A 21,388-nucleotide genomic window follows, 5' to 3' on the forward strand; every position below is an offset into this window, starting at 1 on the left:
AAATGAATATGTTGATAAATACGTCGACACACATTTAAAGTATTTATCAATATATTCATTTACTGTTTATGATAATAAAGATCAGCAGGAACTTTATAATTTAGAGTCTGATGTAGCCTTCTATAGTTATACCAACCAACAAAGTCATTTATTATAAGATTCAAATCTCTGATACTATTTGGTCTATAATAATATATAGCTTCTTGCTTTAAAGTTCTCCATAAGCGCTCAACAAATATATTGTCGAAGCAACGTCCTTTATGGTCCATACTGATTTTAATATTAGCATGCTCTAATTCCGTAATAAAGTTGTAGCAAGTAAACTGTACCCCTTGATCACTATTAAAAATCTCATGTTTACCTTGTTTTAGAGCTTCTTTGAGAGTATAAAGGCAAAATCCAGCATCGAGATATGGTGATAATGAATGAGCAATAATATAGCGACTATACAAGTCCATTATTGCCACAAAATAGACAAACTTACCTTCTACCATAATATATGTTATATCAGTAGCCCATACCTGATTAACTCTACAAATAATCAAATCTTTGAGTAGATAAGGATATATTTTATGCTTTTTTCTTTAATACTTGTATTACATCTTTTTCTACAATACAGCCCACTAATCTTCATTTTTTTCATAATTCTTAAGATTTTTTTGCGATTGACTACTACCCCACTCGCTATGATTTCAGCAGTAATTTTACGATATCCATAACGGCAATCAGAAGCCAAATATACTTCTTGAATCAAATTTGCTACTTCACTTTCGTTATTAATTATAGGCCTATAATATAGGCTAGATCTGCAAATCCCCAATAAATCAGCATGTTTCCTAATTGACAGATCAGAATCTTTTTCTATAAACCTTACTCTATCTTTTTGCTTATTTCAGTAATTTTTTCAAATAGCTATTTTCCACTGTCAATTCTCCTATTACTTTATGTAAACTTTCTATTTCTTGCGCTAAGATTCTTTGTTTTCTCGCACTTTCACTTTCTTCAACAAATAGGTCTTTTAACCTTGCCAATACTCTATCACGCCAATCATATAGATTTGTTGATGGTATTTTATATTCACTACATATCTCAGCTGTGCTTTTTTGATTTTTTATTGCTTCCAAAGCTATCTTTGCTTTTAACTCTGGTTCATATTTTTTTTTGTTGCCATTCTTTTACCCCTTTACCTTCCTACTCGGATCAACCATTTTTTTGTCTAGTTTATGGGGTGCATTATACATCGCTATATGAAGTAGACAAAAGAAAGTTAGTAAAATTGAAACACTCAAGCGACTTTTCTCCACGATTTATTGAATACACAGCAAAGTAGTGGTTGTATAACACTTTCATAATCTCTATTACCCCTTTAGCCACCTCAATAAATGGAACAATGTTGTTACAACTCTCCATTTTTGATGCAATCATTAAAACAGTACGAATATAATCAGCTAAAAAGAATGCATCTTGTTGTATATAAAATTTGAAGTTTTCTATGTTTAAAGTATTATTTGCTAATTCAACATTGAAAGGATGCTCAATAATATCCTTTAAAAGATTTGACCCATAATACCTCTTAATTATACCACTGAACATCACATAAACTAGAATATAATTTAGTGTTAATACTACAGACTACGCTAGAGAATACATCTCATCCCAAAACAATATTTCTAGCTCTAAACCTCTCTTAAAAAACTCATGCATCCTTCTTTTTTTCACAATCGCCAGCTTTCTTATAAAATTTATTCGTAACATTAGTAAACTCATCAATTGCAGCATTCATTGCTTTGCTATTGTAAATATTGATCCATCCTTCGTACTTGCTATTTTTAACCTCATCAGGTGTTACCTCACTCATCATATTATGTAGAATGATTTGGTATATGTTAAAGCAAGGGTAAGATGCTGATAAAGCTTCAGCAACAGAACTGTGATATGCAGCGCGCATGAAAAAGTCAGTAAAGGCAGAACAGGCTCTTGATTTTTTGTGATTATCAGATAAATCACAATCTCCAAAATGTTCTTTATATTGCCTCCGAACATCAAATGTTCCTGTTGCCACATTTATTAAGCTGCTCATTATTTGAATGTCATGAACTTTAGCTGCAATGATCAATAAAGCACGAGTACAGTCCACTAAATATAAAAAATCCTGCTGAAGATAAAATTTGAACTTTTCATAATCTAGCGTATTGTTCATCAATTCAACATTGAAAGGATGTTTTATTATTTTTTCAATAAGGCTAGATGACTCTCTTACAGCAATATCGTAAAATTCTTCTTTTGGTTTGTTGGACATCTTGTAAGCCTCATAAATATTAAAACTGGTATAATTACTAAAAAGTTACTTGCAATTTAATAATAAGTTATTATATCAGTATCAAGCTAGAAATAAAAGAGTTTAATAGTTTGAAGAAATTCTCTCTTTTTTTTCTTCTATATTAAATTCTTCACAAAAATCAGTAGATAAGTCCACACCTTCCCAAGAAAATCCACCATCACTTTCTAACTTTTTACCAAAATGCCCATAGCAGGCTGTACGTTTATATACAGGACGATTAAGTGATAAATGTCTTATTATGCCTTTAGTTGATAAATCTATGTTACCTTCAATAAACCCTTTAATCCTCTCTTCATCTATTGTATTCGTGCCAAATGTATCAATGTAAAATGAAGTAGGTTTTGAGACACCAATTGCATAAGAAAGCTGCACAAGACAACGTTCAGCTAAACCTGCAAAGACAATATTTTTAGCAAGGTATCTCGCCATATAAGCTGCGGATCTATCAACTTTTGTTGCATCTTTTCCAGAAAACGCTCCTCCACCGTGTGGAATATAGCCTCCATAAGTATCAACCATAATTTTTCGTCCGGTTAATCCACAATCACCAACTGGTCCACCAATAACAAATCTACCTGTTGGATTGACTAAGAGATTTTCTTTAGGGCACATCCACCCTTCAGGTAAAGATGAAGCTATGTAAGGATAAATTATTTCCTTCACTTTCGATTGACTCAGATCCTCAAGATGCTGTATTGAAAGAACAATACTTTCAGCACGCACTGGAAGGTTATTCTCATACGCCAAAGTGATTTGCGATTTTGCATCCGGACCAAACTTTACCTCTTTGAACATACTCATGATATTTCTCAGAATCGAGTGTGCATAAAAAATGGGTGCTGGCATGAGGCTTTCTGTCTCTATTGTTGCATAGCCATACATTATGCCCTGATCCCCAGCACCTTGATCCACACCTATTGCAATGTCATTTGATTGTTCATGTAGTAATATATTTACTTTCACTGTTTCCCAGTGGAAACCATCATGCTCATAACCAATATCTTTTATTGTATTACGTACAATACTTTCAATCTTGCTATTTTCAATGTTCGGCCCAAATACTTCCCCAGCTATAATAACATTATCTTTAGTAACTAAAGTCTCTATTGCAGTACGAGAGGAAGAGTCATTAAAAAGGTATTCGTCAAGTATTGCATCTGAAATCTGGTCTGCTACTTTGTCTGGATGACCGGCTGCTACTGATTCACTGGTTACTGAATTCTTATGTAAAACCATCGCTTAGTTACACGATATCAAAACTATTGCAAATTTAAATGGTGGGTCTGGGAAGAGTTGAACCTCCGACCTCACGCTTATCAGGCGTGCGCTCTAACCACCTGAGCTACAGACCCGTATCTATTCAAGCCAAGGCTTGCATATCATCTGTAGGCACAACATCAATAAACGTCTTTTTATTTGATGATTTTCTAAAACTCACCCAGCCTTTCGTTTTAGCAAAAATCGTATGATCTTTACCCATACCAACATTCTTTCCAGGATGAAATTTTGTACCTCTTTGACGTACAATTATGTTACCTGGAATAACCTCACCATTCTTCTTTATCCCGAGCCGACGCCCTGCCGAATCTCTACCATTACAGGAACTACCACCTGATTTTTTAGTTGCCATATCTTACCTCTTACTTTTGAAGACTGATTTCATTGATACGAAGAACAGTAATATACTGCCTATGACCATTTTTCCTACGGTAATTTTTTCTTCTCTTTTTCTTAAAGATTATAATTTTTTTATCTCTACACTGCTCCAGTACTTCAGCTTTAACAACAGCATTAGATGAAAAAGATAAGCCATTACTTGAAACACGAATCACTTTATTGATTTCCACTTCCTCTTTTTCTTCAGCTTGTAATCTTTCTACTTTAATTATGCTGCCTTTTTTTACTAAATACTGCTTTCCACCAGTTTCGATTACTGCAAACATGACAAATATCAATTATTGTTATTAACACTAATCGTAAATGATGTCACACATACTGTCAATATAAATAAAAACATGAAATACTTCTACCTTTATCTGCTTTTCCTCGTGGAGAGTAGTCAAGTTTTAAAACTTGACTACTCTCAAATTCTCTTAGTCTCATGAAAACTTTACGACGTTAATAAAAACTCAAGCTTTCACTAAAAACATTCAATCGGAGCTTATAAATTAAAACTCATTCCAAGTTCAAAACCATGAGAAAAATCACTGAACTTGTGAAGTTTATAGCCAGCGAAAACATTCGTTCTCTCAGAAAGTGGAAGATTAATACCAGCACCTATCTGGTAGGAAAAAATCCTTCTTGTTTTTGAGATATTGCAATAATGCCTCCTGTGCCAAAAGTAATATAAGGAGTAATATCCGCACTTTCAAATTGATGATGATAATGAAGCTTTGCCATAAGTCCCAACTCTAGTCCAGCAAGGTTATACTGACTATTGAGAATAGTGAGAATAGGTTTAACTACAGAACCAACCGAAATTTTAACACTATCTGTATAGTGATAACCAAGATCATAATTAACACCAAGATTGCCATATGACGACGAAGTATAGATTCTATCTCTAATCCAATCAACTCCAAAAGACGGTGCTGACAGAGAACAGCAGACTACTAAAGTAAGTAATTTTTTCATTTTCACCCTCTAACCATGAATATACGCATATATACTCACAGAAAAGTTAAAAATTACATAACTTACATAATAAAATCGGAATCACTTTCTTAGCTACTTGCCTTTCTCTTGCAATTGCCAAACTTCTGTTTGTCACATTTTGTTACCTACTGCAATCATCATTTTAGCCTATATCACTTGCTTTTTTTCAACAAAAATTCCAACCAGACTTCACTAAAAACATTCAATCGGAGCTTACAAATTAAAACTCATTCCAAATTCAACCCCATGCGAAAGTTCATGGAACTTTTGCAGCTTGTAGACAGCAAAAACAATTGTTCTCTCAGAAAGTGGAAGATTAATACCAGAACCTATTTGATAAGAAAAAAATTCTTCTACGTCTGGCCCTTGATTTTCTGAAAGAGGAATTTTAGCAACTCCTCCTACACCAAAAGTAACATAAGGAGTAATATCTGTATTTTCAAATTTATAATGATAATGAAGCTTTGTCATAAGTCCCGCGTCTAAAATCCCTTCACTCATAACAAGTTTAACTGCAGGACCAAATGAAATTTTAATGCTATCTGTACAATGATAGCCAAGATCATAATTAATACCAAGCATACCATACGACGAAGAGGTGTAGGTTCTATCTTTAACCCAATCAACTCCAAAAGACGGTGCTGACAAAGAACAGCAAGCCAAGAAAGTAAGTAACTTTTTCATTTTTATCCTCCAAAGATTAATATATGCATACACAAGCATATAAATATTAAAAATAGTATAAATTGCAAGTAAAAAATTGGAATTATTTTATTTTTTTTGTTATTTGTCTTTCTCTTGCAATTGCAAATTGGCATATCTTTCACTATCTGCTGCAATCATCATTTGAGTCTACATCACTTACTTTCACTTCAATATAATTTCCCACTAGCCTTTACTAAAAATATTCAATCAGAGTTTATAAATTAAAACTCACTCCTAGCTCAATTCCATGGAAAATTTTATGAAACCTTTGCAATTTGTAAACAGCAAAAACACTTGTTCTTTCAGAAAGTGGAAGATTAATACCAGAACCTATTTGATAAGAAAAAAATTCATCATTGACTACAGCTTTGAAAGCCTCTCCAAGTAGAGCACTTATGTTTTCACCTATACTATCAGCTCTACCTACATTAGGTTTAGCCTTCATTGTACGCACTATAACAGCACCAACACCAGCAGTAATATAAGGAGTAATACCCGTATTTTCAAATTTATGATGATAATGAAGCTTTGCCATAAGCCCCACCACTGCTCCAAATTCTTCATCAAGAGTAGGTTTGATTACATAGCCAACTGAAATTTTAACGCTATCTGTATAGTGAAAACCAACGTCATAATTAACACCAAGTAGGCTATATGACAAAGAAGTATAAATTCTATCTTTAATCCAATCAACTCCAAAAGATGGTACTGAAAGAGAACAACAAACCAACAAGGTAAATAATTTTTTCATTTTTATCTAAGATCTCATCATATGCATATATAAGCATAACCATCAAGAAAAAAAAATTGGAATTATTTTATTTTTTTAGTTACTTGCCTTTCTCTTGCAATTGCAAGACTTCCCTTTGGCACATCTTTCACTATAACGCTACCTGCTGCAATGACAGAGTCATCATGCACATTAAGCGGTGCAATTAATGAACTATTGGCACCAATAAGACAATTGCTTCCAATATTTGTTTTATGTTTCTTTTTCCCATCATAATTACAAATAACGGTACCTGCACCTATGTTACTCCCCTGCCCTACCTGAGTATTTCCTATATAACTTAAATGCTTTATCTTAGTATTTATACCTATATCACTTGCTTTTGTTTCAACAAAATTACCTATGATTGCACCATCACCTATTGTTGTATTTTCACATTTGGCAAATGAACCAACCCTAACACCAGATCCTATTTTTACTCCAGGACCAAAAAAAACGTATGGGTAAACAATCGAATCCATACCAATTTGCGTATCAAGAGAGAAGAAAACAGTTTCTGGAGCAACAAGCGTTACTCCAGAGTTAGTGAAAAACTTTCTTTTTTCTTCTTGAAAGTAAAACTCGGCCGTTGCAAGGTCATTCCTATTATTTATGCCAGTTGCCTCCTCCTCATCAGCAATAACATAGCCGACATTTAAATTACTCTTTACTGCAATGGAAACGATATCGGTCAAGTAATATTCATGAGCTTGTTTATTAGACTCTATTTTCTCCACCAATTCACGTAGATTCTTTTCACGTGCAACCATTATTCCGGCATTAGCAAGAAATTCCTCATCATTATTTCTACCATTTTGTGCTTCTACGATTTCTCTTAGGGAACCATTCTCAATAATTAGTCTACCGTATCCTTTATTATTAGTTTTAAACCCAAGACAAACTAAAGCATTACTCTCTCCTAAGCAGCTTATCATTTTAGTTATTGTGCTGCTTTTTATTAGTGGAGTATCCCCATACTGCACAACAACTATATCTGACAATTCTTTCAGGTTTCTCATTGCAATTTTGACTGCATCCCCTGTACCGAGCGTTGACTCTTGTGTAATTAGTTTTATACCCTCAAAGCATTTCAGCCTTTGAGTTAAAGGCAAATCGACTACAATAACTATTTTTTCAGGATTCAGCTGCTTTGCATTGTAAATGACGTGCTCAAGCATGGAGAAATTACCTATTTTGTGCAGAACCTTAGGCAAGCTTGAATTCATTCGTTTACCATGCCCAGCAGCAAGTACAACAAATGTATAAGATTTATTTGTCACTTATCTTAAAGACGAAAAATGAAAACCATAATGGTTGAGCCAACTAACTCTATTGTCGTAAAAGCTCCTTAGATCACTAATTTGATATTTCAGCATTGCTAGCCTTTCTATGCCAATACCGAAAGCAAAACCACTGTATTTAGTATGATCTATGCCAACATTTTTAAAGACATTTGGGTGCACCATACCGCATCCAAGCACTTCAATCCATTTACTACCTTTATAACTTATGTCCACTTCTGCAGAAGGCTCAGTAAAAGGAAAAAAACTATTACGAAAGCGTATTTTTAGACCTTTATCTCCGAAAAATTTACTAAGGAAGCGATGAATAGTAAATTTTAATTGGCCCATATTGACATTTTCATTAACATAAAGCCCTTCTATCTGATGAAACATAGGAGTGTGAGTTGCATCAAAGTCATTTCTGTATACCCTGCCTGCAGCTACTATTTTAATTGGAAAAGTTTTTGTCTTTTTCATGGTTCTAATCTGCACAGATGAGGTATGAGTGCGCAGCACCATTCTTTTATCGTTTATTTTATTCTTTAAGTAGAAGGTATCTTGCTCCTCTCGCGCAGGATGATGACTTGGAGTATTTAGCGCATCAAACACGTGAAATTCATCTTCAATATCAGGACCATCAACTGCTTTGAAGCCCATATGTGCAAAAATGAGCTTTACTTCACTTATAACTTTGCTCAGTGGATGAATCTTGCCAATTCTTTCTGGTCTGACAGGCAGTGTGATATCAACTGCTTCATTTTGCAGTTTTAACTTAACTTCTTTATCTTTCAGTTCATTTTCTTTGCTTGTTATAAGCTGGTCTATCTTATTGCGTAAAACATTAATCACTGCACCTAGGTAGCGTTTTTCTCCTGCATCATCTATATTCTTTAAGTCATCGAAATAAGCTTTTACTACACCCTTTCTCCCCAAGTATGACAACCTAACTTTTTCTAAATCTTGCAAAGAAGCAGCATTTTCAATCTCAGAAACTGCCTTATCTTCAAGTAAAGGTATTTCACTTATTAGCTCTTTATTCACCTTAAAAACGCTAGCTTAAACTTTCATTATAGTGCAATCTTTAATATCATCAATAAAACTATTTTGATAAAACGTTGTCATCCAAGCACTCTCCTTCTTGTCATTCCAGTGCTCTCTGTGGTGTCATCCCAGTGCCCAGACACTGGGATCCAAGTTACTCACAAGCAAACTAGCATAGAAAGTGGTACAACGTTTTCGATGAGATTGCAGAAAGTATGGATTCCAGCATCAAGTGCTGGAATGACATCTCTATAGGACTCCTAACTAATCCATAATATTAAAAAATTTATCAAGCGAAAAAAAGGCAAAAGAATCACCCAGTAGTGAGTTTTATAATGTAAATTGGCGTTGCAATAATGTGCTAACGCTTATTTTAAGCGGATTTTGGCTGAATGTAGAAAAAATAAAAAAGCCGCTATAATTTTATGTAATTTGCCAATAAATATCTGAGTTTTTTACTGAATTTTGTTATTAAATCTGCAGAGATCAAAAACAAGGATAAATACTCTTATTGTCATGATAAGGAAACTGATGAGGTTTGTAAAGTAACTTCTTCTGCTCTTATTGAATCCAACGCGCCGCTGTTATGCAAGGGTGCTATAATTATTAATTTATTGACTAATTATGTTTTTTATTTCACTCTACATTAAAAAATTTACTCATGCATAGTAGTAACATAGAAACTAAGAAAAAATACAAAATTGAGGATTTACCTAAGTTTTTTAAGGATAGATCTAAAAAAATAAGTAAGGCATTTTCTAATGAAGTACTGGAGATTAGAACCATTCGCTCACAAAATATTACAAGTGATACACAAGAGTTTTCATTTAAGCTCAAGCTGCTATAGTATTTCCCAAAGCAAATGATAAAGGTATAACAAAGTATTTGAGTTATAATGGCATATAGTGTGGATTTAAGGGAAAAGGCAGTATTGATGATAGAAAAAGGGAAGACAAAGGTTGAGATAGCAGAGCTCATGGAGATAGGAATAGCAACTCTGTACCGCTGGTTAAAAAAGAAAGCTGCTGGTGAAAGCTTAAAGCCATCTAAAAACGGTAGCTTTATTCGAAAAATAGACCCAAAAATACTCGAAGAATATGTTACAAAGAATCCAGATCATACTCTGGCAGAGATGAAACAAAATCTTGGATTTGGAATAAATTCAATTTGGTATAGACTAAAACAGCTAAAAATTACTTTAAAAAAAAGTCACACTATATCAAGAGCGCAATCAAGAAGATAGGCAGCAATTTATTGATAAAATCTCAAAAATAGAACATTCCAGCATCTTATATATAGATGAAGCAGGAGTTGATAATAAGTTATACCGAGAATATGGACGTGCTCCAAGAGGAAAGAAAATTTATGCAGATGTTCCAGGGAGAACTCGAGAGAGAATCAGTATAGTAGCCGGGTGGATTGGAATGAGATTTATTGCACCAATGACTTTCAAAGGTGGGTGTGAAAAAGAGGTATTCAATATATTGTTGGAGAAGATGTTATTACCTAAATTGCCACTTGGCACAACCATAGTTATGGATAATGCTACATTTCATAAGACCACTAAAACAAAATCATTAATAGAGTCTTTTGGCTTTCATGTGCTGTATCTTCCAACATATTCACCAGATTTGAATCCCATAGAACACTGTTGGCATACCATCAAAAGCCGCCTCAGACCTCTAATGTATAAATGTACAGACTTACAACTTTTGGTTGGTAATACCATAATGGAAATTTATCCATTCATTTTAGAAAATACTATAGAGTAGCTATGATAGATAATGTAGCTAAGCACAAGGGAAAAAAACTCGATGAAATATTCGTAGAAGTAGTAAGTGAATATAAAAATCAAGATCCAGAAATATTTCACAATATTTTCGACTCAATGTTTAATATTATTTATTTCCAAGATAAACAACTACATGAAGTATTAGAACCAGATGAGATATCAGAAGCATTAGAAATGCTGAAGATAACACAAACAGCCGGCAAATCTTCTTTTCCAAAAGAGTATTTACACAAGCAAGTATATAGAAAAAAAGAGCAGTTGATTAAATTAGTTTCAGGCCAACCTTCTCCACAGCCTAAAAATGTTTCTCATGAAATTTTACCAAGCAAAGCTGTAGACCATTTACCAAAACAAATGAAGCTAAAACTCGATTGCCTACTAATATTAGGCTCAAATCACCATTAAAAGCTATGTTTTCTTCGAAAGAGACTTATTTTTGTCTATTTTTAGTAGCAGCTTCTATATCAGCACTCTGCCTATGGCACTTGCCGCTGGGAAAAGTGTCAATTTTAAAGGAATTGGTGCCAACAGAAAAAAGGGAAAGTATCGGTCTAATACCAAAATCCATTACTGACGGAACAAATAAGAAACATTACAAACTCGTTTAATAGTAGTACTGGAAATATTGACAATAAAATTACACAAAACATCTTCAAGTAAACCTATGGTATCGTAGATACTATTGCGTAAAGTATTGTATTTGATATATTGCCACAACCTTTCAACAGGATTCAGTTCCGGTGAATAAGGAGGCAAGTATATGATGGTAATGTTTTCCTGAATTTTCAAACTTTTTGATCTATGCCAACTTGCACAATCCATTACAAGAAAGGCTTCTTTCGTGCCTAAATCTTTCGACATCTGCTCCAGAAATATATTCATACAATCAGTGTTTACATATGGAGCAAGTAGGCTAATTTTCTTACCACTTCTTGGATTTACCGCACTTTAGATATAGAAATTTTGTCTACCAATTTTCATTTTAACCTGCGTTCTGACCCCTTTTAAACCATCCGTGTCCGATTTTTGAATGAGTCCCAAATCGTGATTCATCAAAAAAAACACCTCCCTTTTAGGGTGGAAATTGACTATTTTATTGAAGTATCTTTTAAACTCTTCTTGCTTGTTTTTATCTTGTTTATGGTGCATTGGCCTCGGTGTTATGTAAGAAAATTTCATCCTTTGTATCTCACGGTGCACTGTTGATTTGCTGATGTTTATACCAATTCCCGCTATAGAAAGAACAGATAGAGAATAATGGGGAAAAAGTCATACTAGAGTAAGTGAAATAGCGAGGTATAAATGGCATTAAGGTCAAAACTATTAGACGAAAGAGTTGTAAATTTAGCGAAAGAAATGTTAAAAAAGGTAAGAAATAACGCATATGTTTCAAAAAAGTTACAAGCGGTGATAGCAGGAAAAGAAAGTAGTATAAGCGCTGTGGCAAGAATATGTAAAATTTCAAGGACTGCTTTGACTGAATGGATAAAGCATCTAAAATTTGGTAGAGTAGAAAAATTATTTGCCCCGTTTCAGCGGAGAAGAAAAAGCAAATTAAACAAAAATCAACGTGAGCAAATTGAAATATGGGTAGAAAGAAATCCAAATATTACTATTAAGGAAGTACAAATAAAAATCTCAGAGGAATTTGCCCTAAACATCAGCAAATCAACAGTGCACCGTGAGATACAAAGGATGAAATTTTCTTACATAACACCGAGGCCAATGCACCATAAACAAGATAAAAACAAGCAAGAAGAGTTTAAAAGATACTTCAATAAAATAGTCAATTTCCACCCTAAAAGGGAGGTGTTTTTGATGAATCACGATTTGGGACTCATTCAAAAATCGGACACGGATGGTTTAAAAGGGGTCAGAACGCAGGTTAAAATGAAAATTGGTAGACAAAATTTCTATATCTAAAGTGCGGTAAATCCAAGAAGTGGTAAGAAAATTAGCCTACTTGCTCCATATGTAAACACTGATTGTATGAATATATTTCTGGAGCAGATGTCGAAAGATTTAGGCACGAAAGAAGCCTTTCTTGTAATGGATTGTGCAAGTTGGCATAGATCAAAAAGTTTGAAAATTCAGGAAAACATTACCATCATATACTTGCCTCCTTATTCACCGGAACTGAATCCTGTTGAAAGGTTGTGGCAATATATCAAATACAATACTTTACGCAATAGTATCTACGATACCATAGGTTTACTTGAAGATGTTTTGTGTAATTTTATTGTCAATATTTCCAGTACTACTATTAAACGAGTTTGTAATGTTTCTTATTTGTTCCGTCAGTAATGGATTTTGGTATAACATTAAACATAGGGTTACCAATATTAATTACACTGTGCGTTTTAAGCCTAGCTTACTTTCTATATTCTGAATATTCTGTAGAATCTATTGAGAAGATAAGTAAAAAAGATCTTCCTTTGCGCACCTAACAAATAAGATCTTTTGTGATATAATTATTTATTTTATTGCATGTTTAAAGGAATTATCAAAGATATTGGCACTATAACTGATATCACTATCCACCCTAACTCTGATCAAATCTTCCATATTGAGACGCAAAATTTATCCTCTATAAACAAAGGAGATTCAATATCCTGCTCCGGAGTGTGTTTAACTGTTGTCAACATAATGAGCAATGTATTCACAGTTCAAGTATCTCAAGAAACCATGAAGGTTTCTAACTTAAATACGTGGAAAACAGGGAAAAAAATAAACCTAGAACAAGCAATGAAACTGAGTGACAGAATTGACGGCCACTTGGTTCAGGGTCATGTGGATGACACGGCAGAAATTTTAACAATCAATCAAAATTTAGAATCTCATGAAATCAGACTATCATGCCCACAAGAATTAATTAAATTTATTGCAAAAAAAGGTTCTGTAACGCTAGATGGGGTTTCCCTTACGGTCAATTTAGTTATCAACCAAGAATTCACTGTGAACATTATTCCCTACACATGGAAAAATACAACTTTTCAATATAACAAAACAGGTAATTACCTAAATTTAGAAGTTGATATGATTGCTCGGTACTTAGACCAGCTGATAAAATATCAACACAATTAATTTTACAACTTTGTTATTTACAACTATTATATCTTGAAAATCATATAGATAAAAAATATGTTTTTCGATAGCCTAATTATCTTTATTATTGTCTTGTGTGTAATAATATCGATAACTAGAGGTTTTATAAAAGAGCTATGTGCATTAATGTTCTTGCTCTTATCAGTCTTTTTGACAGCTAGTTACTATGATTTTTTTATTATAAATTATAGTAAGTATTTTGACTCTAAAGTTACACAAAACATACTTTCTACAATCTCTGTATTTATCATACTTAATCTTACATTCATGACAATGAATAACTGGCTAATGTACATATTATCACCTATAAGGTTGGGATTAATGGATAGAGTTACTGGAATCTTTGTCGGAGCACTCAGAGGAATATTGCTTTCTTATGTACTATTTTTTGCTGTGCACTTATATTGCCACGCAGTATATGATAAAAAAGAGGGAGAGTATAAAATAGACGCAGAAGACATATTGCCCAATTGGATAATAAATTCACACTCTTATCAGGCTTTATTTGTGACAACAGAAGAAGTAATTAACATGTATGTACCAGAGTCATTGATACTAAAAATAAAAGAGATTGGTGAGGAAATGGTTGATCAAGAAAAACCTCAAAACAATAAAGAAAAGTGAGTGTTCATTTTCTATAGCTAAACTAGATTAGACAGTGTTATTCTGCTACTTGTTAGCGCCACAGCAGTGCGCCATAGATCATACCAATTCCCATTACTAATCAAACAAAACTGCAAACATTGACGAATAAGTAAATCATCAAAAAAATTTAAATGTATAATTTTAGTGCATCAATGTAATAAAACAAAACTTTTTTAGTGAGTTCAAAATTTTCTAAGGTATTTCCTTCACATCTTGCTGTTATGCAGTTTTGCGTATTTGATACTCTAAGAAGCCACCAACCTTTATCATCAGTTACCTTAATTCCATCAAGCTCTGAAAATACAATGTTTTGCTGCTTTAGTGTCTCCTTGATTGATTCAATTATTTGAAATTTTTTCTCATCCTTCACCACAATTTTCACTTCATGAGTGATATATAACTTTGGTAAATCTTCAATCACCTCAGATAGGCTTTGGTTTTTCTTAAGTAAAATGTCAATGGCTTTAATAGCAGAATATATTCCATCATCAAAACCCAGCTCAGAAAAGAAAAAATGCCCACTGAGTTCACCGGCAAACTTGGCCCCTTCTTCTACCATCTTTTTCTTAACCAGTGAGTGTCCAGTGGCACAGGTAATTATTTGCCCTCCTAATTTGCTAACGAAATCATGCACTTTCATACTCATTTTTACGTTGGCAATAACTTTGCTTTTTGGGTATTCCGCCAATACTTCACGTGAAAAAATCATAAACAAGTGATCATTGGAAACAACATTACCTTTATTATCAATCAAGCGTACCCTATCACCATCACCATCAAGTGCAATACCAAGATCACATTTATCTTTCTTGACAATACTGATTAACTGAGCAAGATTTTTTTCTTCTATGGGATCTGGGTCATGCAGTGGAAACGTCCCATCTATAGAGTTATTGGTTATGATGTGTATATGACTTGGTAAAACTTTTTCAATATACCTTACAATTGTTGGACTATTGCCAAAATCCCAGGCTATCTTTAGCTTGCGTGTAGTATTATTTTTTAGTGCATTTTTTAATATGTGAATGTATTCACTATATGTATTCGTGTTAATTAAGCTTCCAATTTTCGTGCTGTTTTTAATTGTACTGCCTATAATTTCCTTCATTTCTTGATCTGAGTAAACTTTTTTACTACTGAAAAATTTAAAGCCGTTATATTCTCTGGGGTTATGAGAAGCAGTGATCATAATCCCAAGATCTACCTGCATTGTTGCAGCGTAGAGCATAGGTGAAGAACAGAGCCCAACGCGTATAACATTTGCACCGGATAAAATTAAGCCTATGATTAATTCTTTTTCTATACTTGGTGAATCTATCCTGCTGTCATAGCCTACACAAACGTTAGCTGCAGTTTGACCAAATTTTCTGCCTATTTCATACCCATCACTGATCTGCAGGTCTCTGCCTACCACACCTCTAATATCGTATTTTCTTATAATAGTATTGTCCATACTGCACTTCTTGTAGTGGTTAATATATAACATTCCCGCCAAATACTCAAGTTTATTTAACTATAAGATTAGTTGATTTTTTAAGAAAATATGCTAATATTATAACACAGTTCTCTAAAAATAGAAATTATGCCAAAAGAAAACTTATTTATAGCTGAAAATCAAGATTTAGATGTAGATGAGCAAAAGAAAAATGATATTTTAAGTTTCATTGAACCTTGCAACAATTTTCAGGATTTTATAAAAAAATTAGAGGAAAAAAACTTAATTTGGTATTTTATTGGCCCTTTACGCAAAGATAAGGAAATTAAAGAACAGATAAATTTAAAGTGGGAAAATGAGTTTCAAAAGTTTGAGCAATCAATAACTGCAACACATAAAAAATTTGAAGAATCTCTACCAGGTGAAAATTTCTTAGTATATACAACAAAAGATAATGACTTTCAAATTAGGTTTGAAAATAAAGAAAAACCAATAGAGATTAGCGCCCTTTTAAGAGCCAGCGACGAAGGTAAGGTTTATAACCTATCTTTGGAGAAAGATATAGTATTTCCCAAAGCAAATGATAAAGGTATAACAAAGTATTTGAGTTATAATGGCATATAGTGTGGATTTAAGGGAAAAGGCAGTATTGATGATAGAAAAAGGGAAGACAAAGGTTGAGATAGCAGAGCTCATGGAGATAGGAATAGCAACTCTGTACCGCTGGTTAAAAAAGAAAGCTGCTGGTGAAAGCTTAAAGCCATCTAAAAACGGTAGCTTTATTCGAAAAATAGACCCAAAAATACTCGAAGAATATGTTACAAAGAATCCAGATCATACTCTGGCAGAGATGAAACAAAATCTTGGATTTGGAATAAATTCAATTTGGTATAGACTAAAACAGCTAAAAATTACTTTAAAAAAAAGTCACACTATATCAAGAGCGCAATCAAGAAGATAGGCAGCAATTTATTGATAAAATCTCAAAAATAGAACATTCCAGCATCTTATATATAGATGAAGCAGGAGTTGATAATAAGTTATACCGAGAATATGGACGTGCTCCAAGAGGAAAGAAAATTTATGCAGATATTCCAGGGAGAACTCGAGAGAGAATCAGTATAGTAGCCGGGTGGATTGGAATGAGATTTATTGCACCAATGACTTTCAAAGGTGGGTGTGAAAAAGAGGTATTCATACCAAAATCCATTACTGACGGAACAAATAAGAAACATTACAAACTCGTTTAATAGTAGTACTGGAAATATTGACAATAAAATTACACAAAACATCTTCAAGTAAACCTATGGTATCGTAGATACTATTGCGTAAAGTATTGTATTTGATATATTGCCACAACCTTTCAACAGGATTCAGTTCCGGTGAATAAGGAGGCAAGTATATGATGGTAATGTTTTCCTGAATTTTCAAACTTTTTGATCTATGCCAACTTGCACAATCCATTACAAGAAAGGCTTCTTTCGTGCCTAAATCTTTCGACATCTGCTCCAGAAATATATTCATACAATCAGTGTTTACATATGGAGCAAGTAGGCTAATTTTCTTACCACTTCTTGGATTTACCGCACTTTAGATATAGAAATTTTGTCTACCAATTTTCATTTTAACCTGCGTTCTGACCCCTTTTAAACCATCCGTGTCCGATTTTTGAATGAGTCCCAAATCGTGATTCATCAAAAAAACACCTCCCTTTTAGGGTGGAAATTGACTATTTTATTGAAGTATCTTTTAAACTCTTCTTGCTTGTTTTTATCTTGTTTATGGTGCATTGGCCTCGGTGTTATGTAAGAAAATTTCATCCTTTGTATCTCACGGTGCACTGTTGATTTGCTGATGTTTAGGCAAATTCCTCTGAGATTTTTCTTTGTACTTCCTTAATAGTAATATTTGGATTTCTTTCTACCCATATTTCAATTTGCTCACGTTGATTTTTGTTTAATTTGCTTTTTCTTCTCCGCTGAAACAGGGCAAATAATTTTTCTACTCTACCAAATTTTAGATGCTTTATCCATTCAGTCAAAGCAGTCCTTGAAATTTTACATATTCTTGCCACAGCGCTTATACTACTTTCTTTTCCTGCTATCACCGCTTGTAACTTTTTTGAAACATATGCGTTATTTCTTACCTTTTTTAACATTTCTTTCGCTAAATTTACAACTCTTTCGTCTAATAGTTTTGACCTTAATGCCATTTATACCTCGCTATTTCACTTACTCTAGTATGACTTTTTCCCCATTATTCTCTATCTGTTCTTTCTATAGCGGGAATTGGTATCAATATATTGTTGGAGAAGATGTTATTACCTAAATTGCCACTTGGCACAACCATGGTTATGGATAATGCTACATTTCATAAGACCACTAAAACAAAATCATTAATAGAGTCTTTTGGCTTTCATGTGCTGTATCTTCCAACATATTCACCAGATTTGAATCCCATAGAACACTGTTGGCATACCATCAAAAGCCGCCTCAGACCTCTAATGTATAAATGTACAGACTTACAACTTTTGGTTGGTAATACCATAATGGAAATTTATCCATTCATTTTAGAAAATACTATAGTCAAATAACTGCAACCAAAAAAGGCAGCGAAAGGCACTATGATTTTGCTGGTCCAAGCTCATGTAAGATGACCATCAACTGGCAGGCTAAGGATTCTAAAGGCAATAGCGTAGATTGTAGCATGACTGTGGAAGTAAATTCTAAGGGCATAAAAAAAGTGATTGATGCACCAAAATTTGGTGATTTAATTTTCAAAGATTTAGAATCAGAAGAAACAAAAAAGAAAATATTAGAATTAGTAGAACAAAACACAGAAGTTTTTATCAACGGAAAAACTCTGCATCAAACTTTTACTGACATGGGCAAAAGTGTGAACGAGCAGCAAACGCTGGCAGAGGAAATATTTACAAAAGATCCACCACAGTCACCTATACCAAGTAGTAGTGGATATTCTTCTCCTGATTCGCGTAGAAGTTCTTTCTCTGGCGTTAGTGAATTTAGTGACGAAGAAGATGAAATGCTTGAGAATAGCATGTCTGATGACGAGAAAGAGTACGAACAAGAAGGATCAGAAAATAGAGTGGATGAAATTATAGATGGAATTGAGGAGTTAAAAGAAGAAAAAGAAACGCTTGCTCAATATTTTGCAAAGCAGGCAAAGCAGCGTGATGATCTAATCTCGGAACGTGATTACCTGAGAAATGAAATTAACGAACAACAGGAAGCAATGCGTGAAAGAGATCAAAAAATCGAGGAACAAGATGCTTCTATTAAGTCACTTACAGAGAAACTCAAAAAATCAGAAGAGCTTAATCAAAAGATAGAAAAGGAAGGTGGTACAGGAATAAGAACACTAAATGAGGGAAAGCAAGATCTGGAAAAAGAATTCACAAGATTTAAAGATGAATTGAAAAGAAAGGAAAAAGAGTTAGCTGAAAAGGATCAAGACATTAAGCAATTAGAACTAGAGGTAAACGCACTAAAACAAAGTGAAAAAGATGAAAACGCTAGAATAACACATTTAATGAGTCAATTGAACGATAAAAAAAGTGAGATTCAGTCAATAAATAGAATAAATGAAGAGCAGCAGGAAAAATTAGAGCAAAGTGAAGCTAAGTTAAGTGTGCTAGAAAAAAAGAATGCAAATTTGGAAAACGATCTAAAGAAAACATTGTTAGAAGGTTTAAAGGATAATCACGAAAAGCAGTTGGTAGAAGAATTGACGGAAGAAAAAGGGAAAAACAATGCATTGGCTAAAGAGATGAAACAATTGTCTCAAGAATTCAATGAACTACAAAGAAAAAATGAAGATTTAGAGAGGAAAATTCGACAACTTAAATCTGGGAAATCACTTGCAGATGAGATGAGTGAAGTAAATGCGAAAGTAGCTACTTCAACTCAAACTGAAGTTGAATATGAAAGTAGAGGAATCCAGGCAAGTGATCACGAAACTACAGTTCCTAAAACACAAGACCAAGGTACAAATGCAGGTGTTAATACATCATCTATAGTGCACCCATTTGTCTAGACCATTTTTTTAAAGTGATCCGATTTTTAAAATGAATATGTTGATAAATACGTCGACACACATTTAAAGTATTTATCAATATATTCATTTACTGTTTATGATAATAAAGATCAGCAGGAACTTTATAATTTAGAGTCTGATGTAGCCTTCTATAGTTATACCAACCAACAAAGTCATTTATTATAAGATTCAAATCTCTGATACTATTTGGTCTATAATAATATATAGCTTCTTGCTTTAAAGTTCTCCATAAGCGCTCAACAAATATATTGTCGAAGCAACGTCCTTTATGGTCCATACTGATTTTAATATTAGCATGCTCTAATTCCGTAATAAAGTTGTAGCAAGTAAACTGTACCCCTTGATCACTATTAAAAATCTCATGTTTACCTTGTTTTAGAGCTTCTTTGAGAGTATAAAGGCAAAATCCAGCATCGAGATATGGTGATAATGAATGAGCAATAATATAGCGACTATACAAGTCCATTATTGCCACAAAATAGACAAACTTACCTTCTACCATAATATATGTTATATCAGTAGCCCATACCTGATTAACTCTACAAATAATCAAATCTTTGAGTAGATAAGGATATATTTTATGCTTTTTTCTTTAATACTTGTATTACATCTTTTCTACAATACAGCCCACTAATCTTCATTTTTCATAATTCTTAAGATTTTTTTGCGATTGACTACTACCCCACTCGCTATGATTTCAGCAGTAATTTTACGATATCCATAACGGCAATCAGAAGCCAAATATACTTCTTGAATCAAATTTGCTACTTCACTTTCGTTATTAATTATAGGCCTATAATATAGGCTAGATCTGCAAATCCCCAATAAATCAGCATGTTTCCTAATTGACAGATCAGAATCTTTTTCTATAAACCTTACTCTATCTTTTTGCTTATTTCAGTAATTTTTTTCAAATAGCTATTTTCCACTGTCAATTCTCCTATTACTTTATGTAAACTTTCTATTTCTTGCGCTAAGATTCTTTGTTTTCTCGCACTTTCACTTTCTTCAACAAATAGGTCTTTTAACCTTGCCAATACTCTATCACGCCAATCATATAGATTTGTTGATGGTATTTTATATTCACTACATATCTCAGCTGTGCTTTTTTGATTTTTTATTGCTTCCAAAGCTATCTTTGCTTTTAACTCTGGTTCATATTTTTTTTTGTTGCCATTCTTTTACCCCTTTACCTTCCTACTCGGATCAACCATTTTTTTGTCTAGTTTATGGGGTGCATTATAGTCTTCAGTAAAGCAACCAAATTTCTGAACGCGTTGCTCATCTCCTCCTTCAGGTATACACACATAGTGTACAGCTGAACCAATGTCTATTCCTGCTGCATTAGGATTCACTATTTCTAATTTACTTTTTGCTTTTTTCATGCTAACTCCTACATATAATTTGTTACAGGGAAACGCTTCAGCTTGGAACGGTTGATAGTACAATCTCCTAACCGAGGTAGTCTAAATGACTCCATCAATGATTTGACCGTTCCTTCCAAGACCATGCTTGCATACGGGCACTTATGCACCATTGAAAA

General features: G+C 33.4%; 17 protein-coding genes, 1 tRNA gene and 11 pseudogenes. 12 read left to right on the forward strand and 17 right to left on the reverse strand.

The annotated features are described in order from the left end of the window. Positions 1-59 precede the first annotated feature (59 nt). From M3L71_RS06680 to pheS, 12 genes and pseudogenes are all read right to left on the reverse strand, one after another. Positions 60-1,130, reverse strand: a pseudogene (locus M3L71_RS06680) (IS3 family transposase). 103 nt (positions 1,131-1,233) lie between these two features. Next, complete coding sequence (locus M3L71_RS06685; protein ID WP_280143454.1) at positions 1,234-1,593, reverse strand: thiaminase II/PqqC family protein; 360 nt, start codon at positions 1,591-1,593, stop codon at positions 1,234-1,236. Between the two features lie 39 nt (positions 1,594-1,632). Continuing rightward, positions 1,633-2,299, reverse strand: a pseudogene (locus tag M3L71_RS06690) (TenA family protein). Positions 2,300-2,401: 102 nt separating this feature from the next. Next, positions 2,402-3,577 (reverse strand): methionine adenosyltransferase, encoded by a 1,176-nt coding sequence (gene metK / locus M3L71_RS06695; RefSeq protein WP_280143456.1) that lies wholly within the window; start codon positions 3,575-3,577, stop codon positions 2,402-2,404. Between the two features lie 39 nt (positions 3,578-3,616). After that, positions 3,617-3,693: transfer RNA gene (locus M3L71_RS06700), tRNA-Ile, on the reverse strand. Between the two features lie 8 nt (positions 3,694-3,701). After that, positions 3,702-3,971: a 50S ribosomal protein L27 gene (gene rpmA / locus M3L71_RS06705; RefSeq protein WP_280143457.1), complete on the reverse strand. Its 270-nt coding sequence runs from the start codon at positions 3,969-3,971 to the stop codon at positions 3,702-3,704. 10 nt (positions 3,972-3,981) lie between these two features. Next, positions 3,982-4,284, reverse strand: a complete 303-nt coding sequence (gene rplU, locus M3L71_RS06710; RefSeq protein ID WP_280143458.1) for a 50S ribosomal protein L21 — start codon at positions 4,282-4,284, stop codon at positions 3,982-3,984. Between the two features lie 218 nt (positions 4,285-4,502). Further along, positions 4,503-4,975, reverse strand: a pseudogene (locus M3L71_RS06715) (P44/Msp2 family outer membrane protein). Between the two features lie 234 nt (positions 4,976-5,209). Next, a complete protein-coding gene (locus M3L71_RS06720) occupies positions 5,210-5,680 on the reverse strand; it encodes a porin family protein (protein WP_280143459.1) in 471 nt (156 codons plus the stop codon). A gap of 235 nt (positions 5,681-5,915) precedes the next feature. Continuing rightward, positions 5,916-6,452: a P44/Msp2 family outer membrane protein gene (locus tag M3L71_RS06725; protein WP_280143460.1), complete on the reverse strand. Its 537-nt coding sequence runs from the start codon at positions 6,450-6,452 to the stop codon at positions 5,916-5,918. A 62-nt stretch (positions 6,453-6,514) separates the two neighbouring features. Continuing rightward, a complete protein-coding gene (locus M3L71_RS06730; RefSeq protein ID WP_349292697.1) occupies positions 6,515-7,750 on the reverse strand; it encodes an NTP transferase domain-containing protein in 1,236 nt (411 codons plus the stop codon). After that, positions 7,751-8,794, reverse strand: a complete 1,044-nt coding sequence (gene pheS, locus M3L71_RS06735) for a phenylalanine--tRNA ligase subunit alpha (protein ID WP_280143462.1) — start codon at positions 8,792-8,794, stop codon at positions 7,751-7,753. Positions 8,795-9,455: 661 nt separating this feature from the next. Between pheS and M3L71_RS06740 the strand changes: the two are divergent. From M3L71_RS06740 to M3L71_RS06755, 4 genes and pseudogenes are all read left to right on the forward strand, one after another. Then, a pseudogene (locus M3L71_RS06740) lies at positions 9,456-9,638 on the forward strand (hypothetical protein); the annotation flags it as partial. Between the two features lie 51 nt (positions 9,639-9,689). Continuing rightward, positions 9,690-10,037: a transposase gene (locus tag M3L71_RS06745; RefSeq protein WP_264336399.1), complete on the forward strand. Its 348-nt coding sequence runs from the start codon at positions 9,690-9,692 to the stop codon at positions 10,035-10,037. Between the two features lie 28 nt (positions 10,038-10,065). Further along, complete coding sequence (locus M3L71_RS06750; RefSeq protein ID WP_280144170.1) at positions 10,066-10,566, forward strand: IS630 family transposase; 501 nt, start codon at positions 10,066-10,068, stop codon at positions 10,564-10,566. Beyond that, positions 10,560-11,140: pseudogene (locus M3L71_RS06755) on the forward strand (hypothetical protein); the annotation flags it as partial. The gene M3L71_RS06750 and the pseudogene M3L71_RS06755, both read left to right, overlap by 7 nt. Positions 11,141-11,153: 13 nt before the next feature. Here the strand turns inward: M3L71_RS06755 and M3L71_RS06760 are convergent. Beyond that, positions 11,154-11,810 (reverse strand): annotated as a pseudogene (locus tag M3L71_RS06760) (IS630 family transposase); the annotation flags it as partial. Between the two features lie 78 nt (positions 11,811-11,888). Between M3L71_RS06760 and M3L71_RS06765 the strand changes: the two are divergent. The 3 genes and pseudogenes from M3L71_RS06765 (at position 11,889) to M3L71_RS06775 (ending at position 14,315) form a co-directional block, all read left to right on the forward strand. After that, positions 11,889-12,890: pseudogene (locus M3L71_RS06765) on the forward strand (IS630 family transposase). Between the two features lie 183 nt (positions 12,891-13,073). Then, positions 13,074-13,670 (forward strand): riboflavin synthase, encoded by a 597-nt coding sequence (locus M3L71_RS06770; protein WP_254229936.1) that lies wholly within the window; start codon positions 13,074-13,076, stop codon positions 13,668-13,670. A gap of 57 nt (positions 13,671-13,727) precedes the next feature. Next, on the forward strand, positions 13,728-14,315 hold the full coding sequence (locus tag M3L71_RS06775) for a CvpA family protein (protein ID WP_280143463.1): 588 nt from the start codon (positions 13,728-13,730) through the stop codon (positions 14,313-14,315). Between the two features lie 148 nt (positions 14,316-14,463). Here M3L71_RS06775 and M3L71_RS06780 read toward each other — a convergent pair whose 3' ends face one another. Continuing rightward, positions 14,464-15,789 carry a phosphomannomutase/phosphoglucomutase gene (locus tag M3L71_RS06780; protein WP_280143464.1) on the reverse strand — a complete coding sequence of 442 codons (1,326 nt, stop codon included), beginning with the start codon at positions 15,787-15,789 and terminating at the stop codon, positions 14,464-14,466. A gap of 129 nt (positions 15,790-15,918) precedes the next feature. On the opposite strand from M3L71_RS06780, the gene M3L71_RS06785 reads away from it, so the two are divergent. Both M3L71_RS06785 and M3L71_RS06790 read left to right on the forward strand, forming a co-directional pair. Further along, the gene (locus tag M3L71_RS06785; RefSeq protein WP_280143465.1) at positions 15,919-16,395 is read left to right on the forward strand and encodes a hypothetical protein; all 477 of its coding nucleotides are present in this window, start codon (positions 15,919-15,921) and stop codon (positions 16,393-16,395) included. Further along, complete coding sequence (locus M3L71_RS06790) at positions 16,385-16,732, forward strand: transposase (RefSeq protein WP_264336399.1); 348 nt, start codon at positions 16,385-16,387, stop codon at positions 16,730-16,732. The genes M3L71_RS06785 and M3L71_RS06790 overlap by 11 nt, the downstream gene beginning before the upstream one ends. 248 nt (positions 16,733-16,980) lie before the next feature. Here the strand turns inward: M3L71_RS06790 and M3L71_RS06795 are convergent. Further along, a pseudogene (locus tag M3L71_RS06795) lies at positions 16,981-17,983 on the reverse strand (IS630 family transposase). Here M3L71_RS06795 and M3L71_RS06800 point away from each other — a divergent pair. The 3 genes and pseudogenes from M3L71_RS06800 to M3L71_RS06810 form a co-directional block, all read left to right on the forward strand. Beyond that, positions 17,977-18,099, forward strand: a complete 123-nt coding sequence (locus M3L71_RS06800) for a hypothetical protein (protein ID WP_280143383.1) — start codon at positions 17,977-17,979, stop codon at positions 18,097-18,099. The pseudogene M3L71_RS06795 and the gene M3L71_RS06800 overlap by 7 nt on opposite strands. Positions 18,100-18,124: 25 nt before the next feature. Next, on the forward strand, positions 18,125-18,364 hold the full coding sequence (locus M3L71_RS08485) for a transposase (protein WP_410543496.1): 240 nt from the start codon (positions 18,125-18,127) through the stop codon (positions 18,362-18,364). Next, positions 18,355-19,824, forward strand: a pseudogene (locus M3L71_RS06810) (hypothetical protein); the annotation flags it as partial. The gene M3L71_RS08485 and the pseudogene M3L71_RS06810, both read left to right, overlap by 10 nt. 88 nt (positions 19,825-19,912) lie before the next feature. Here M3L71_RS06810 and M3L71_RS06815 read toward each other — a convergent pair. Together M3L71_RS06815 and M3L71_RS06820 are read right to left on the reverse strand one after the other, a co-directional pair. Next, positions 19,913-20,981, reverse strand: a pseudogene (locus tag M3L71_RS06815) (IS3 family transposase). A gap of 108 nt (positions 20,982-21,089) precedes the next feature. Then, a pseudogene (locus tag M3L71_RS06820) lies at positions 21,090-21,230 on the reverse strand (IS110 family transposase); the annotation flags it as partial. Between the last annotated feature and the right edge of the window lie 158 nt (positions 21,231-21,388).

This window comes from Wolbachia endosymbiont of Frankliniella intonsa (assembly GCF_029856955.1).
Classification (GTDB): domain Bacteria; phylum Pseudomonadota; class Alphaproteobacteria; order Rickettsiales; family Anaplasmataceae; genus Wolbachia.

Excerpts from the sequence above, each read along its gene's own strand:
- M3L71_RS06790 (WP_264336399.1), top strand. The coding sequence starts at position 16,385 with ATGGCATATAGTGTGGATTTAAGGGAAAAGGCAGTATTGATGATAGAA.
- rplU (WP_280143458.1), bottom strand. The coding sequence starts at position 4,284 with ATGTTTGCAGTAATCGAAACTGGTGGAAAGCAGTATTTAGTAAAAAAA.
- M3L71_RS06685 (WP_280143454.1), bottom strand. The coding sequence starts at position 1,593 with ATGTTCAGTGGTATAATTAAGAGGTATTATGGGTCAAATCTTTTAAAG.
- metK (WP_280143456.1), bottom strand. The coding sequence starts at position 3,577 with ATGGTTTTACATAAGAATTCAGTAACCAGTGAATCAGTAGCAGCCGGT.
- M3L71_RS06780 (WP_280143464.1), bottom strand. The coding sequence starts at position 15,789 with ATGGACAATACTATTATAAGAAAATACGATATTAGAGGTGTGGTAGGC.
- M3L71_RS06720 (WP_280143459.1), bottom strand. The coding sequence starts at position 5,680 with ATGAAAAAGTTACTTACTTTCTTGGCTTGCTGTTCTTTGTCAGCACCG.
- M3L71_RS06745 (WP_264336399.1), top strand. The coding sequence starts at position 9,690 with ATGGCATATAGTGTGGATTTAAGGGAAAAGGCAGTATTGATGATAGAA.
- rpmA (WP_280143457.1), bottom strand. The coding sequence starts at position 3,971 with ATGGCAACTAAAAAATCAGGTGGTAGTTCCTGTAATGGTAGAGATTCG.
- M3L71_RS08485 (WP_410543496.1), top strand. The coding sequence starts at position 18,125 with ATGGATAATGCTACATTTCATAAGACCACTAAAACAAAATCATTAATA.
- M3L71_RS06800 (WP_280143383.1), top strand. The coding sequence starts at position 17,977 with ATGCCATTTATACCTCGCTATTTCACTTACTCTAGTATGACTTTTTCC.
- M3L71_RS06770 (WP_254229936.1), top strand. The coding sequence starts at position 13,074 with ATGTTTAAAGGAATTATCAAAGATATTGGCACTATAACTGATATCACT.
- M3L71_RS06725 (WP_280143460.1), bottom strand. The coding sequence starts at position 6,452 with ATGAAAAAATTATTTACCTTGTTGGTTTGTTGTTCTCTTTCAGTACCA.
- M3L71_RS06775 (WP_280143463.1), top strand. The coding sequence starts at position 13,728 with ATGTTTTTCGATAGCCTAATTATCTTTATTATTGTCTTGTGTGTAATA.
- M3L71_RS06785 (WP_280143465.1), top strand. The coding sequence starts at position 15,919 with ATGCCAAAAGAAAACTTATTTATAGCTGAAAATCAAGATTTAGATGTA.